The organism is Kosakonia sp. LAM2021 (assembly GCF_016620385.1).
In the GTDB taxonomy this organism is placed as follows: domain Bacteria; phylum Pseudomonadota; class Gammaproteobacteria; order Enterobacterales; family Enterobacteriaceae; genus Kosakonia; species Kosakonia sacchari.
In genome coordinates, this window is sequence record NZ_JAENHT010000010.1 from 1 (window position 1) to 15,153 (window position 15,153).

14 protein-coding genes and 1 tRNA gene are annotated in these 15,153 nt (G+C 51.3%); 7 read left to right on the forward strand and 8 right to left on the reverse strand.

Annotated elements, in window-relative coordinates; translation table 11 throughout:
• Positions 1-202: 202 nt before the first annotated feature.
• Together JKP81_RS18705 and JKP81_RS18710 are read right to left on the reverse strand one after the other, a co-directional pair.
• The gene (locus JKP81_RS18705) at positions 203-1,372 is read right to left on the reverse strand and encodes an integrase arm-type DNA-binding domain-containing protein (protein WP_200552906.1); all 1,170 of its coding nucleotides are present in this window, start codon (positions 1,370-1,372) and stop codon (positions 203-205) included.
• Positions 1,373-1,537: 165 nt separating this feature from the next.
• Positions 1,538-1,614: transfer RNA gene (locus tag JKP81_RS18710), tRNA-Arg, on the reverse strand.
• 274 nt (positions 1,615-1,888) lie between these two features.
• Between JKP81_RS18710 and JKP81_RS18715 the strand changes: the two genes are divergently transcribed.
• The 3 genes from JKP81_RS18715 (at position 1,889) to fimZ (ending at position 4,479) form a co-directional block, all read left to right on the forward strand.
• Entirely contained in the window at positions 1,889-2,500 is a 612-nt protein-coding gene (locus tag JKP81_RS18715; protein WP_200552907.1) for a hypothetical protein, read from the forward strand.
• Positions 2,501-2,519: 19 nt separating this feature from the next.
• Entirely contained in the window at positions 2,520-3,245 is a 726-nt protein-coding gene (locus tag JKP81_RS18720) for a DNA-binding response regulator (RefSeq protein ID WP_234455719.1), read from the forward strand.
• Positions 3,246-3,846: 601 nt separating this feature from the next.
• Complete coding sequence (gene fimZ, locus JKP81_RS18725) at positions 3,847-4,479, forward strand: fimbria biosynthesis transcriptional regulator FimZ (RefSeq protein ID WP_020456855.1); 633 nt, start codon at positions 3,847-3,849, stop codon at positions 4,477-4,479.
• A 45-nt stretch (positions 4,480-4,524) separates the two neighbouring features.
• Here fimZ and sfmF read toward each other — a convergent pair whose 3' ends face one another.
• From sfmF to fimA, 6 genes are all read right to left on the reverse strand, one after another.
• Positions 4,525-5,019 carry a fimbria assembly protein gene (sfmF, locus tag JKP81_RS18730; protein WP_370568904.1) on the reverse strand — a complete coding sequence of 165 codons (495 nt, stop codon included), beginning with the start codon at positions 5,017-5,019 and terminating at the stop codon, positions 4,525-4,527.
• Positions 5,020-5,052: 33 nt separating this feature from the next.
• Positions 5,053-6,057, reverse strand: a complete 1,005-nt coding sequence (gene fimH / locus JKP81_RS18735; RefSeq protein WP_200553053.1) for a type 1 fimbria D-mannose specific adhesin FimH — start codon at positions 6,055-6,057, stop codon at positions 5,053-5,055.
• A 4-nt stretch (positions 6,058-6,061) separates the two neighbouring features.
• The gene (locus JKP81_RS18740; RefSeq protein WP_200552908.1) at positions 6,062-8,647 is read right to left on the reverse strand and encodes a fimbrial biogenesis usher protein; all 2,586 of its coding nucleotides are present in this window, start codon (positions 8,645-8,647) and stop codon (positions 6,062-6,064) included.
• A gap of 24 nt (positions 8,648-8,671) precedes the next feature.
• A complete protein-coding gene (gene fimC, locus JKP81_RS18745; RefSeq protein WP_200552909.1) occupies positions 8,672-9,364 on the reverse strand; it encodes a type 1 fimbria chaperone FimC in 693 nt (230 codons plus the stop codon).
• A gap of 46 nt (positions 9,365-9,410) precedes the next feature.
• The gene (gene fimI, locus JKP81_RS18750; RefSeq protein ID WP_200552910.1) at positions 9,411-9,947 is read right to left on the reverse strand and encodes a type 1 fimbrial protein subunit FimI; all 537 of its coding nucleotides are present in this window, start codon (positions 9,945-9,947) and stop codon (positions 9,411-9,413) included.
• A gap of 68 nt (positions 9,948-10,015) precedes the next feature.
• On the reverse strand, positions 10,016-10,561 hold the full coding sequence (gene fimA / locus JKP81_RS18755; protein ID WP_200552911.1) for a type 1 fimbrial major subunit FimA: 546 nt from the start codon (positions 10,559-10,561) through the stop codon (positions 10,016-10,018).
• Between the two features lie 536 nt (positions 10,562-11,097).
• Here fimA and folD point away from each other — a divergent pair.
• The 4 genes from folD (at position 11,098) to malI (ending at position 15,002) form a co-directional block, all read left to right on the forward strand.
• Positions 11,098-11,964: a bifunctional methylenetetrahydrofolate dehydrogenase/methenyltetrahydrofolate cyclohydrolase FolD gene (folD, locus tag JKP81_RS18760; RefSeq protein ID WP_200552912.1), complete on the forward strand. Its 867-nt coding sequence runs from the start codon at positions 11,098-11,100 to the stop codon at positions 11,962-11,964.
• Between the two features lies 1 nt (position 11,965).
• Positions 11,966-12,178 carry a ribosome-associated protein YbcJ gene (gene ybcJ, locus JKP81_RS18765; RefSeq protein ID WP_017455715.1) on the forward strand — a complete coding sequence of 71 codons (213 nt, stop codon included), beginning with the start codon at positions 11,966-11,968 and terminating at the stop codon, positions 12,176-12,178.
• Positions 12,179-12,415: 237 nt separating this feature from the next.
• Entirely contained in the window at positions 12,416-13,915 is a 1,500-nt protein-coding gene (locus JKP81_RS18770) for a PTS transporter subunit EIIC (protein WP_200552913.1), read from the forward strand.
• 70 nt (positions 13,916-13,985) lie between these two features.
• On the forward strand, positions 13,986-15,002 hold the full coding sequence (malI, locus tag JKP81_RS18775; RefSeq protein ID WP_200552914.1) for a Mal regulon transcriptional regulator MalI: 1,017 nt from the start codon (positions 13,986-13,988) through the stop codon (positions 15,000-15,002).
• Positions 15,003-15,153 lie beyond the last annotated feature (151 nt).

A 15,153-nucleotide genomic window follows, 5' to 3' on the forward strand; every position in this document is an offset into this window, starting at 1 on the left:
ACAACCTGTTTGACTGCTTCAGTTTTAAACTCTTCGGGATAACGCTTACCGCTCATGGGCACCTCTCTTTAAGCCATCTTAAATGACTCTGAGGTGTCTGTTAAACCCGTGGCGATTCAAGTAACCGAGTTCGGATAAATCTTAGATCAGACAATATGAATGTAATACCTGGTGTTTTATCAGGTAGCACGGTCTGGAGCATCTATAACGCCGCCAGGAAATCGGCATACCATTGCACCATCTCTCTTCGCCCTTCCAGATACTGTGCATGGTTGTACGTCCCACGGATAGTGTTCTTATCGGCATGGGCTAGCTGAGTTTCAATCCAGGCCGTGTTAAAACCCTGCTCATGCAGAATAGTGCTCATGGTATGCCGGAAGCCATGGCCTGTTGCCCTGCCGTCGTACCCTACTCGCTTGATGACCTGGTTGATACTGGCCTCACTCATCGGCTTGCCAGCGTCATTACGCCCCGGGAAAACATATTTACCGCGCCCGGTAATGCTCTTAACCTCCAGGAACATCGCTTTCACCTGGCTCGAAAGAGGAACCAGATGAGGGCGGCGCATCTTCATACGCTCTTTAGGTATCTGCCAGAGGTCATTTGAAAAGTCGAATTCCTTCCACTCTGCGGCACGTAATTCAATAGTACGGACACCTGTATACATCAACAGGAAGGTAGCGGTCCGGGTGATTTTACTGCCGCTATAATCCATAAGAGCTTCAATAAATCCGCCAAGTTCATCGCGCTGTAAATGAGGATAGTGTTGTTGCTTCGGTGGTTTGAGTGCTCCCGCCAGGTCCGCAACTGGATTAAACTCTGCACGCCCGGTAATGATTGCGTATGTGAAAATTTGCTTGCAGGCCTGTCGTATCTTCTTGAGCTTATCCAGTACGCCCCTTTCTTCCAGCTTCTTCAGAACGGCCAGCATATCTACAGGCTTGATATCCGTAATGGCACGCTTGCCGATATAAGGGAAAATATCTTTCCTGAGAGACTCAAGGATGTCGTCGGCATAACCAGATGACCAGTTAGGTTTTTTGTGTTTATGCCATTCAACAGCAATCAGTTCAAAGCTGTTCTGCATTGCTAAAGCCTTGGCGTTTTTAATGGCCTGCTTCACATCAGATGGATCGCTGCCAGCTGCAATGACACGTTTTGCCTCATTACGTTTATCGCGCGCATCAGCCAGGGTGACATCAGGGTATACGCCAAGAGCCAGCAACTTCTCTTTACCGGCATAACGATATTTGAGTCGCCAGTATCGAGAACCATTTGGGTTAACCAGCAGATACATTCCGCCCCCGTCAGAAAGTTTATAGGGCTTGTCCTGAGGTTTGGCGGTGCTTACCTGACGTGCGGTGAGCTTCATTCTGGGGGTATCTCATTTCATTGAACAGAAAACACCCCCAAATGTACCCCCACATAACGGTAGATTTCAAGATATGTTAATAGACGATGGGAGACGATAGATAATGGAGAAACAGCGTGGAGTCTGGGTTTAGTAGACTTATGGAGACGTGAGTAGAAGAAAGGATGGTACGCCCTACAGGGTTCGAACCTGTGACCTACGGCTTAGAAGGCCGTTGCTCTATCCAGCTGAGCTAAGGGCGCATTACGCGGATGCTCACCGTTGAGGTGGAAACGCCTGGAATTATACGGTCAGCGCCTGGTGAGTCAATGTATTTTCCGCTGGTTGCTTGCTTAGTGAACGACGCCGCACGTTTTCGCAACACCTGTCCCATTTATGCCCGAAAAGACCAGGTCTTTCTACTTATCCTGATCGCTTCCTGGGAAAAGTCCCATGTCTCTTTAAGTATTCGCGCCTATATCCACTGACTTATGAAGGTCAAAATGTTTCCATTAACTAATGTAATGGAGCCTATACGTGACAAATAGAGCGAAACAAAAAAAAGGCTGGGGTTATCAACGGAAATCAGAACCGATTAAACAGCGCGATAATAATGATGGTGTGCTTAACCGTCAGCCGACTATTCGCGCGACCGGAAACAGCGTTAAGCATGATTCCTGCTCTTTTGCTCTGCGGTTATTACACGACCAGACGCGAAACGTAACATTGCCGGAATCAACGAGCCAATGCTTGTCTAATCTGCCGCTTAATTCTCAGCCTTATACCATCTCGTTTATGGATATACCGATATTATATCGCGCTGATTCAGCGGTCAGCCCGCTGAACTCGCAGGTATTTTTCACGTCTGGTGCCGCGTTTTGTCCGGATGATCTCACCCGGGAAGCGCCAGAAGCTTTTGTTAATACAGGCTGGCATACGTCCGGTCTACTGGTTGATAAAACGGCAACCTGGCGGCGCCTTTATACGTCCGATATTCTCAAACCAGGCATGAATCAGGCCACTCAATTTGCCCACATGGCATCCATTCAATGGTGCGAAACAGCCACACAGCCCGATACAACACAACAGCCAGGCGCACCGTTTGCACATGGTTTTTTTTGGCCAACACTTTTCTGTCAGGAAAAGTGAAATACGTTTGCGAGGGAAAATGCGAACTTTCATCCGGCGGGAAAAAAATCGTCGCCACAGACCCGATCACCGGGTTTTACCCTATCGGGAATATCCGCCACCTGTGTTTGACAGGCTGGAATATCTTACTCAGCAGCTCAGTTTCGCTCTGCCTGAATGCATCATCAGCCAGATATTGATTTCAACCGATGGCTTTCTCAGTTATGCGTGGAATAGGGGCCTCTTCTCCGGTAAACGAAACGCCGTGTTTTCATCGCTTGATTTAGCACATCATCGGTTCGCAGAGCCGCATCTCTCGCATCTGATCGTGGATATGGAAAGCCTGCTCACATCCCGTTTTAGCGCCCTGGAAACCTTGCGACAGCTCGCTTCGCATAATCGCAAACTTCATATCTATCTGTTAGCGACAAAAAGTGACACGCCGCTGTTCAATTTCCTGCGCGCTGCGGGCCCCTTTCGTGTATTAAAGCGGGATCTCCCCGTCACGCCATTCAGGCAGGCGCTGCTGACTCCAGCTTCGTCCGTTGATGTTTCGCGCAAATTCCCGCCGGTAGAGTGGCAGATGTTCACCGCGCTGGCGCAAGGAAAAACGCTGAAACATATCGCTCACCTACTCAATCTGCCTTACCATCGCATTATTTATCGCCTCAACACGCGGCTAAGGCAACTTGGGCTGCCCGATCGTCAAAGTTTGCTTCATTTACTGCATCGCTTAACGATTGATGCGAATCACTATTGGGGATAACAGGCGTTGCTATCCTTCTCGTCTAAGAAATTACTTAGTCAAGTTTTCTTGCCGGGGAAGTTTTTTACATAAAACCAACAATTACAACTATTCCTGGCGTTGTCCTCTTTTTAAAATCCCCTCAGATTTCACCCAACGCGCACGTTGTTATCCGGGGTTATAGCAATGAAATTGCGACAACTGTTATTAACAATAAGTAAACAATCAAATAATTGCATTGTTTTAACCATTAAAAAAAGGGTAAAAAACCACATTTACCAAAATCATGAAGCTATAATGCTAAATATTCAACTACCCATTATTGCTCTCAGAACTTCATATTTAGAAATAGCCTTTATGAACTCTTAACGCTTTTCTGTCAGAACTTCCCAGGTATAATTACAATGTCTTATTAATAATTATGATATCTCTCTGTATTAGCACGTAATTGATATTCTCCACATGCGTAGGTGACGAGTGGAAATAAATTAGCGAGTAAGGATGCTATCGGTTTTCCAGTGAATTATTCTTCCTCCTGGAATACTTGAAGTTACATTAGTCCTTTCGACGTCTTTCGCACTTACGCATAGGCGTGGCATAAAAAACAAACTGAGGCAAAAAAATGAAACCGGCTTCCGTTATCATTATGGACGAATATCCTATTGTCAGGATGTCGATAGAGGTGCTTTTAGAGAAAAACCAGAATGTAAAAGTGGTACTAAAAACGGATGATAGCCGCGCGGCGCTTGATTATATCCGTACACTGCCCGTTGATCTGGTTATTTTGGATATTGAACTTCCTAAAACAGATGGCTTTACTTTACTTAGAAGAATCAAAGCAATACGAGAAGATGTCAACGTGCTTTTTTTATCATCGAAATCTGAATCATTCTATGCGGCACGCGCCATTCGCGCTGGCGCGAATGGTTTTGTCAGTAAGCGGAAAGAACTCAACGATATTTATAACGCAGTAAAGATGATTCTTGCCGGATACTCTTTCTTCCCATCAGAGACACTGAGTTATATAAACCAACCGGGTAAGAAGAAAGGGGAGCAGCGGGATATGCCGCTTTCTAATAGAGAAGTCACTGTATTACGCTATCTGGCCAATGGATTATCAAACAAAGAGATTGCGGAACAACTTTTATTAAGCAACAAGACAATCAGCGCTCATAAATCGAATATTTTTTCGAAACTCGGCGTGCATACTATCGTCGAATTGATTGATTATGCCAAATCACACGAACTGCTCTAGCGATATATGCCCGGAAAAAACCGGGCGTATTTTTTTGAACAGAAGTTAATAGTAATTAATCGTGAAAGTCGCGTCGGCATTTGCTGTGCCGGGTGCAGGATTATCTGCCAGCGCAATGTAATTTGCGTAGAACTGCAACGTTGCATTGCCATTGCTGTCCACGGCTATCTCCTGGCTGGCTGTCTCCAGCGCTAGCGGCGTGCGATCTCTGTCGCGCAGCTCAACAGCCACTTTCTGCGCCATCACGTTATCTTTCAACGCCAGGAGTGCCGGGTTGCTGGCGGCTCTGCCCGAAAAGGTGATCGACGCGCTACCCGGTGGGCACCCGGCTAATCGTAAGCTAAAACGTACCGGAGGCGTGGTGTTACCGGCATTTTGCAACTGCTTAGTGGGCCAACGGCCTAATTGCACCGTTTTGTCGCTGTCAGCCGTCTCGACATAACAGGTGAAGTCCACCACCGTCGCGCGTAGCTGAATGTTAATTTCCCCAAGCGGCGTATCGGCGGTCGCAAACGGGCTCAGCCAGCACCCAACGAGCATGACATGGCGCGGTTTGATAAACATCATGGCTCCTTAATCATAATCAACGCGCAAATAGCCCCGCGCCACAAAATCACCCTCGGCGGGTTTGAAGCCTGTAGCACTAACCGGCCACGCACTGATATCAACACGCGCAGAAGCGTTGTCATCAAGCTGGAAAGGAATTTTGCTCCCCAGCATGTTGGGGGTAAGCGGGTTCCCCTCACGGTCAGCGACGACAAACCCCACGTCAGGGTTATCAGAAACCATCACCTGCCCACTGACTTTTTCCGCTTCCAGACGCATCGAAAGATAGGCCTGAGCGTCAACATTCGTGCACTCTATTGCCACGGTTTTTATTTGCGGATCAACGCCGTTCGGGCGATTTCCTGGCCCGGCCTGACTAAAGAGCGCGGCGCCAATTTTATCAAACTCAAATTCAACGACCTGGCCTGCATTGAGTTTGCAGCTTTGCGGCACTTCCACTTTGCCGCTGTAGCTAATGGTATAAACCGGTACCGCGAGCGCATCAGTGTCCGTACTGGTGACATATACCTTAAACATGGTTTGGCGCGGGATCGGCACCATATTGATAAACGGCCGCACCACTTTAAGTTTAAAGATGAGCTTCGAGTCCATTACGCCAAATGGCTTCTCCTTGGGTACGTTAGGGTGTGTTCCCATGCGGATAAAATTCCTCGGCGGGAAAAAGATGCCGGCGTAATCATCTGTGATGCTCATAGCCCCTTCCAGATAATCATTTAACCTCATGTATTTGTAACCACCATCAATGGTATGTATCGGCAAGTCAGAGACATAGCTTCGGTAGGTATAATTCACTGTAGTGCCGGCAGGGCAGATAGCCTGGACACCAACCCAGCCGGATTTTTCCGGCAACGTCACTACCTCTCCAACATGGTTATTCCCGCTGGTAAACAGGTTCGACAGGTCATAATAGATATCTGTCGGTATGCCTTTCGCGTTCACACAAATCGTGGCTTGCGCCGACATCGCTGCCAGTAACAACAAACCACAAAGCAGTGCATAAAATCTGTTCATAAAATCATCCTTGTTCACAACGGGCGCTGGTAATCACCACCGCCTGTTGCAGGCTTGCTTGTGGTAAGGCGTAGCGTGCCAGGCAACGTGACTGCGTACCGTCTCCCCACTGCACCAGTAGTTCACCCAGCAATGGCAAGCCGCTTAAGTACGCCTGACCATCCTCACCCACCATGCCGGTCACGCCGCTGCTGGTTTCACGCACCACCGAACCAAACGGCACCGGGTGATCGCCGCGCATCAGCGAAATCAGTGCACGTACGCCAATCCGGGTGTCAAAGCTGGCGCGGGCCAGTGCGCCCTGCGTAGGCACGACACTACTGACGCTGTTTTGCACATCGGTGTGGTTATCCATCGTGTTGGTATCAAGCGCAATGCGGTTGTAACGATAAACCGAGGCATAAGGGACGATGGCGTAGCCTCGCCAGTCGGTTTGTACTCCGGTCTGATTTTCCACCCGCACGCCCTGCGCGCCCGGCGCTTTGATAAGTACATTGGTATCGCCAAGCGGCTGGCTAAAGGTCACCCCGTCTGCGTGCGCGACTACGCCACCGCCAAGTTGCCAGTTATATTCGTGCTGGTAGGGATCGTAGTTGTAACCAAGGCCGAGCGTGCCCCAGCCAGCCTGCCAGTTGGCATTGGCGCTGCCGCTGTAGCCATTTGTGCTGCTGTGCCCCTGGCTTACGATGTAACTGAGGTTGCGTCCTTCCAGTAATGTGCCGCCAACCCCGCTCTGCCAGCTGTTTTGCCCGTTGCTGTTACGGCTGGCGTTAAGGTTGGCATAAGTGCGATCCAGCGCGCTTCCCCGGCTGTAGCGCTGCCCGCTTAGAGCGCTAAACGGCACGGAAAGATTCAACGCAATAATACGATCCGTATTATTGATACCGGGTGAGCGGTTCCACGACCAGGTGAGCGAGTAGCTCATCCCCCGCCAGCCGCTGGCGTAACCGATTTGATACCAACTGCTGGGCTTCACGTTGTTCCAGTAAGTTTGCTGGCTGCCGGAAATATACAACGAACCGTAATCCCCCAGGTTTTGCGAAATATTGACCTGAAAGCGCCCTTTTCGGTTGTTGTTGAGGTTGTGGTAGCTAACGAGCACCGGCTTTGGCTCTCTTTCCCCCTCACTCTCGTCCTGGTCTTCATACTCATAACCTTCCATGCGTCGGTAGGCGACATCATTCAGCGTGTAAAAACCACGTGTTGAGTAGCGATAGCCGAGCAACTGAAAGTTGGTACCGTACTGGTTGAGTGATTTGGCATACAAAAAGCGCAGCGATTGTCCCTGATGTGTGCTGCCATCCGCCAGTTCACTGCGTGCCTGGGTAAAATCGAACGATATCGCCCCCCAGCCACCAAGGTTTTTGCCCGCGCCCATCACAAAGGCGTTATAGCGTTTCGCCAGTTGAGTTCCGCCATAGGCGGTGTAACCGCCCGCCAGGCCGCCGATCACGCTGCCCTGAACAAAAGATGGGGAAGATTGTTGATCGTTGCCGCTGCGAAAATTCCCGGCCACGAGGTCATATTTAAAGCGCCCTTCACGTTGCAGGATCGGCACCGTCGAATACGGCACCGTATAACGTTGCTGACGGCCGTCTTTTTCATCCACGGTAACATCCAGATCGCCGCTGGATGAGGTTGGGTTCAGATCGGAAATAACAAAAGCGCCCGCCGAGACATAACTCTGATAAATGACATACCCGTTCTGGCGGATGGTTAATTTGGCAGGCGTACGCGCAATACCGCGTACGGTTGGTGCGTAACCTTGTAGGCTATCGGGAAACATATTGTCGGCAGAGTAAAGGCGCACCCCGCGAAAACCGAGGCTATCAAAAACGTCGCTGCCGGTATTACTGTCGCCCATCATCAGCTCGCTTTTCAGCGGGATAATGGAGCGTTGCAACCAGCTTCCGATGGTTCTCCAGCTGCGGGTATGCTCCTTCCCGCCACTGCTGTAACGCCAGGCGCCGTTATTACGCAATCGCCATGCGCCATAATTCAGCCCGCTTTGTAAGCTCAGAAAACCGTTATTGCTGCCGGGGCTGTGGCTTCCTGTAAAGCTATAGTTAAACAACGCAGCGGTAATGCCATCGTCCCACTCCTCTGCTGGAATGTAACCACGTGCGCTATTCAGCATCGAAGCCTGGGGTAATCCAATATTCAGCCGCATTGCTGAGAAATCAAAATCAGCTTCAGCACCCGGTATGGCGGTTGTGATATCGATACAGGTTTCGCCCTTGTCGGTGAGCAGTGCCGGAAAAGCGCGGATATTTACACCCAACCGCTTGAGCAAATCGGGAGTGAGGCATGGCATCAGACCACCGGAAGCGGGCGTCGCCCCGTGCCGGGCAATAGCGAAACGCAGATCCTGGGTGGCGATAAACTCACCGTCGCGCCAGATATCCACCCGATAAACTCCCGGAGGCTGGTTACCTTTTTCAAAGCGCGACAAATCGGCAACAGCAGCGGCGTCCTCTGATAAAAAAGCCGGGTTGAAGTAGTTCTCTGCACGGCCCATTGCCGGGTGCAACACTGCCAGCACCGACAACGCCAGCCGCGAGTAAGCTGAAGGAGACGTGCGCTTATTCATAAGCATCCCTGTCATTTGTCCGTGTTATGGCAGACCAACGGTTTTCACCTGCGTCAGCGCGCCGTAATCATTCACCGTCTGGAAAGTCACTCCGCCCCGAACATTGGGGGGAATAAGCAACTGCGCGCGGCCTTTGGGTGCGACCATGACATTGTCGAGCCTCTGTTTGCCGATATGAACATTCACCAAAGTGATGTAATACGCGGAGGGGTTAGTGATGTTCAGGTGTTTATCGAGACGCGAAAACTGCAGTTTCGCAGGCGCATCGTCTGTTAACCCGGATAGACTTTTCGGTCGAACAAACAGCTTAATGCGAGAGAGGACAGCTAACTGCAGCACGTTTTTGTCCATGGCACTCTCTTTATTCACCGATGGAATCGCTTTTACGCTCAACCAGAACAGAGATTCGCGGTCGTCGGGTAACGGTTGCCCGGCGTAAATAATACGCAGCGTGTTTTCACTTTCCGGCTCGCTAACAAAAAGCGGTGGGGTCACGACAAATGTTTTTTCTTTTTCTCCACGGCTATTTTCCACCCACGAATTCACCAGAAAACGTGCTTTCTTATCGCTATTAGAAATAGAAAGCGAGGTCTGTTTATCCTCGGCAGAATAAATAACCCGGGTTGCGCCAAGTGCTATTCCACCAGCGGCATTTGCTGGCAGCGCGATGGATAATAAAAAGCAGACAAGCCAACCTGGTTTAAAAAAAATGTTCATAGCGAAAATAACTCTTCAGAATATTATGATGGTCGCAAGAAATACATCAGGGGTAGACCAGGGTAAACCAGACATCGGAACGCAAGTGTCCGGGTGTAATACGTTCAGCAATCGCCCGGTAGCGTGCGGAAAAATGCAGTGTGATTTCATCGGCTACCAGCGGGGAATAAGCGGGCGGCATGCTGTTCGGTATAATTTGCCGCTGCTGTTGATCAAACAGCGCCAGCCCAATGCCCTCAGCCCCCCCTCCTCCCGTGCTGTGTGCGACAAAAACTTGCGGATCTTCCGCTGGCGTTTGCCCGGAAAACACCACGCCGACATAACGGGAAACATCCGCATCACACGCCGTTAAACGCAGCGCAAACCCGGTGCTTATGGGGGAGAAACTGCCGGTGCCGGAAAATGCATCCGTACGGTGTTGCCCCATCGGCACATGTAAATCTTCACTCTCCGGCGCAACCGCGCATGCGCCATTGACCAGCGATCCGCGCAGGTGAACGCGTCCACCATCAACGACTGCAGCCCTTGCCAGCAAAGGCATCATGCACAGCATCAGTGCCTGCGTGAGACCTGTCCTCATCATGGGTAATTTCTCGCATTACACAATCAAACGCCTCATCCCTGAGGCTGCGTCTTCCCTGAAGTAATGGGTTATTCGTATTTCATGATGAACGTCGCGTCCGCATTTGCCTGCCCTGGTGTCGCGGTCGCGCTGGTGGCTTTGTAACGTGCGGAGAAATGCAAGGTGTTGGTGCCTGCAAGCAGATCCTGTGCGGTGGAGAAGCTCGCGCCGTCCGGGCTCAGCGTTTTGGAGGCGTTATCAAGGATTTCAATGCCCACACCGCTTGCCGTTGTGCTGTTGTCACCGGAGGTTAGCGCCAGCAGCGTAGGTTCGGTGGCATCGGCCTGACCTGAAAACGCGACAGAAGCTGTCGGGAAGATACTTGGATCGCAATCATTAAGCACAATGTTGAACGGCACCGATCCGCTGGTAGCCCCTACGCCCGTGAAGGAGGCGGTGCGATATTGCCCCAGCGTCACGGTCTGATCGGCGTAAGCGGTGCTGACAGCGCAGGCTGCATTCACCAGTTCCCCTTCAAAATGCACATTACCGCCGCTTACGGTGTCTGCTTGTACGGCTCCCGCCATCAGCATCAATCCTGCAGCAACAGAACTAGCCATTAATTTCATATTCATACTATTTTCCTTGAAATAAAGAGTTGCGATTCCGACATCCTGCCGAAAACCGTTTGAGACTTGCTTACGCTAAATACCAGATGAAAGAACCTTTTCCTGTGAATATATAACGCATCGGGAACAACTTACTTGCTTCCCATTTCTCCCCTGGGAAAACACCCGATATTTTTCTCTGTGGGCAGAACAACTAGCCACAACATAACAATAGGGGTTGCGTAAAAATTAAAATATTCGCCAATACTGTCATTACGCCAGGTCTGTTCTTATTAGCGCTTAGGAAAAAGCCTGGCTTTTATTTATCAAACGGATAAGAAATAGCCGTAAATGCCTGTAACGGTGGCTTAATACCGGCCTTTCTTAAGGGTGATGAATTGTTGAAATTTGGTTAACAACCCGCGACGGCGAAGCCCTTGATCTGCCGCGATTTCAGGCGCAGCGGTGGTGAAATCCGCAAACGGTAACTGACAGCGCGCCGCGCTTCTGACAAAATAGCCGCCATCCCCTTAGTTGATATGACAGATGGAATCCTCTCTCTGATGGCAGCAAAGATTATTGATGGTAAAACGATTGCGCAGCAGGTGCGCTCTGAGGTTGCTGAAAAAGTTCGGGCGCGCATTGCGGCAGGATTTCGCGCACCGGGCCTGGCGGTCATACTGGTTGGCAGCAACCCGGCATCACAAATTTATGTCGGCAGCAAGCGCAAAGCCTGTGAGGAAGTGGGTTTCATCTCCCGCTCTTACGATCTCCCGGAAACCACCAGCGAAGCGGAACTGCTGGCGCTTATCGACAAGCTGAACGCCGATACCGCGATTGACGGTATTCTGGTACAGCTACCGCTGCCTGCGGGCATCGACAATGTGAAAGTGCTGGAACGCATCGCGCCGGACAAAGATGTAGATGGTTTCCACCCGTATAACGTAGGCCGCCTGTGCCAGCGTGCGCCGCGTCTGCGCCCCTGTACGCCGCGCGGCATTGTCACGCTGCTGGAGCGTTACAACATTGATACCTTTGGCCTCAACGCCGTGGTGATTGGCGCGTCCAATATTGTCGGTCGCCCGATGAGCATGGAGCTGCTGCTGGCGGGGTGCACCACCACCGTAACGCACCGCTTCACTAAAAACCTGCGCCAGCACGTGGAAAACGCCGATCTGCTGATCGTTGCCGTAGGTAAACCGGGCTTTATTCCCGGCGAGTGGATCAAAGAAGGCGCGATTGTAATTGATGTCGGTATTAACCGTCTGGAGAACGGCAAAGTCGTCGGCGATGTGATTTATGAAGAAGCCGCCGCGCGAGCAGCGTATATTACGCCGGTACCGGGTGGCGTTGGCCCGATGACAGTCGCCACCCTGATCCAGAACACGCTGCAAGCGTGTGAAGAATACCATGATGTAAAAGGCGTATAAGATGGCAACATTTTCTCTCGGTAAACACCCGCACGTTGAGCTGTGCGATCTGCTGAAACTGGAAGGCTGGAGCGAAAGCGGCGCGCAGGCGAAAATCGCCATTGCCGATGGATTTGTCAAAGTGGATGGCGCGGTTGAAACGCGCAAACGCTGCAAAATCGTCGCCGGTCAAACGGTGAGTTTTGAAGGCCAGAGCGTTACCGTAACCGCGTAATCACGCGTAGCAAGCCGGGTTTCGCGTCACCGCAGCCCGGCATCTTCTTTCTCATTCCCCCTGCCATCATCACGGTTAATTACCGATCAACCTCAAAGAATCATTAATTCATCTGGCTAAATGTGAAAATTTAGTTGCAGCCCGTTACGACTTATCTCACGATGAGTAGAACGTTCTACTAAAACGTTCTACTAACAATAACGGCGCCAAAAGAGCGCTACTTCGGGGGAAATCAGCATGGGTCTGATATCAGGGTTTGTTAAATCATTGTCTAAATTGTCGATGATTGGCCGCGCGTTAATGTTGCCAATCTCGTTGCTGCCAGCCGCAGGCTTGTTACTCGCTTTCGGCGATAAATTTCACTTACCGCTGATGATGAACGCGGGTGGCGTTATCTTCGATAACCTGCCGATGTTGTTCGCCATCGGTTCGGCGGTTGGGCTCGCTTCAGAATCCGGGATTGCGGCGCTTTCCGCGGCGGTATCGGTATTCATTACCAATATCACTATTGGCACCATGTTAGGTATCACGCCTGAGATGGCCTCGCAGGGCGGGAAATATGCCATGGTGGTCGGTATTCCCTCGCTGCAAATGGGCGTTTTTGGTGGTCTGATCTGCGGTATTCTCGCCGCCTGGTGCTATAACCGCTTTCACACCATGCAGTTACCGGAGTTCCTTGGCTTCTTCTCCGGTAAGCGTTTTGTTGCCATCGCTACCGCGTTCTTATCCTTTGTGCTCGGCCTGCTGCTGCCGTATGTCTGGCAACATATTCAGGCGGGCATCGATGCGCTTTCCGTGATCGTCAACGGTGATAATCAGGCCGCGTCGACGTTTATTTTCGGCTTAGTGGAACGCGCGCTGATCCCGCTTGGTCTGCACCATATCTGGTATCCTTCGTTCTGGTATTCGTTTGGCGATTACACCACGCAGGCCGGCCAGGTGATCCATGGCGATCAGACCATCTGGTTCAAAATGCTCGAAGAAGGCGTGAAATCCTTTAGCAGCGATACCTACCAGAACGCCGGTAAGTTTATGCAGGGTGAGTTCCCGCTAATGTTGTTTGCGCTGCCTGCCGCTTGCATTGCGATGTACCACGAAGCGCACACCCGCAATAAGAAGATCGCGTTTGGTATTCTTTTCTCTGCCGCACTGACCTGCTTCCTGACGGGCATTACCGAGCCGGTTGAATTCACCTTTATCTTCGTTGCACCGATCCTCTACGTCTTTAACGCCATCATGGCCGGTCTGGCGTATATGACGATGTACCTGCTGCACGCGCACATCGCGAAATCCTTCTCTGCCGGGTTTATCGACTACTTATCGTTCGGGATCCTGCCGTCGTTTAACGGTTATCAAACCAATTTCCTTAACGCGGTGATCGTTGGCATCCCGATGGCGCTGATTTATTACTTCACCTTCCGTTTTGTAATCCGCCGCTTCGACGTGAAAACACCGGGACGCACGGAAGTTACCGCCGTGGCAGATGATAAAACCGACAGCGAACTGGCAACCGAGATCATCGCCATGCTGGGCGGCGCGCAGAACATCGACTCCGTCGGTTCCTGTATCACCCGCTTGCGCCTGGAAGTGGCGAAAAGCGAAATGGTAGATAAAGATGGCCTTAACGGCCTGGGTGCGCGCGGCGTGGTATTTGTCGGCGATAGCGGTATTCAGGTTATTTTCGGCGCGAGGGCGCAATTTATCGCCCAGACCATGTCCACAATGATCGGCAAATAATAAGATACCGGGTTGGCGCGTCCCGCACGCGCCATATCAGGTGGAAAACCGGAAAAATCAGGGAGCGAGTTTGAAGAAAGTCAGCATCATTGATGTCGCTAAACAGGCGGGCGTTTCCGTTTCCACCGTCTCGCTGGTGCTGCGCCAGAAAGGGAAAATTTCACAAGCGACGATTGGAAAAGTCCATGCCGCTATCGATGCGCTTGGTTATGTTCACAACGTTGCTGCCGCCAACCTTCGCGCCAACACGTCTAACTTGATTGGCCTTATCCTGCGTGATTTCAGCGACAGCTTCTCAATAAAAGTGATGGCCAGCATCGTGCAGGAGCTGGAAAAACAGGGTTACATGGTTTTTTTGGGTCAACCGCTCAACGATGGCGATCACCTGGAACGCTGTCTGCTGTCATTCAAACAACAAGGTGTTGCTGGGGTGATTTATCTCGCCTCTGACACACGCAGCTCAACGCTTCCCGCCCAAATCCGCGACTGCCCGCTGCCGCTGGTAGTGGTGTCGCAGTCGTTGCTCAATGAAGAGTGCAACCTGGTCATGCGCGATAATCGTCAGGCCGCCAGCCTGGCGACGCGGTATCTCATCGAGCGCGGACACCGCAACATTGCCTATATTGGCGGTATTGAAGGCGATTTAATCCGCCAGCAGCGTCTGCTGGGGTTTCGCACCACAATGACGCAGAACGGGCTGGTAGTGCGCGAAGAAGCCACTCCGGCATGTAGTGATGACACCCGCGCGGCGAGTCACGCAGTGCGCCAGTTGCTGGAAAAAAACAGCACCATCACCGCCCTGCTCTGCCACTCACCGGACGCCATGATTGGCTCCATCGCCGGGATCCACCAAACCGGGCATACGGTGGGCAAAGATGTGTTTCTCTCTCAACAAGTGGCGCTCGTCGGCTTTGAAGATATGCTGCACGTCAATCTCACCTCGCCTTCCTTTACCTATGTTTCGTCCGCCAGCGAAGAGACCGGGCGCCAGGCGGCGGGATTGATCATTCGTAAACTGAAAGAGCCCGAGTTGCAAACGCAGCGCGTCACCCTTTCCGGACAGCTTATTGCCCGCGAGTCTGCGTAATCTGCACACGTCGCAGAAACAGCGACGTACTCACGGGCTGTAAACTGGCATCGGCTTAAAACGCGCCAGATCCTCAGCTGACGACAAAAGTTTCAGAAAACCCCGCAGTTTACCCGCCTGGCGCTTCGGCTATAATTTCGTTTTTCTTCAG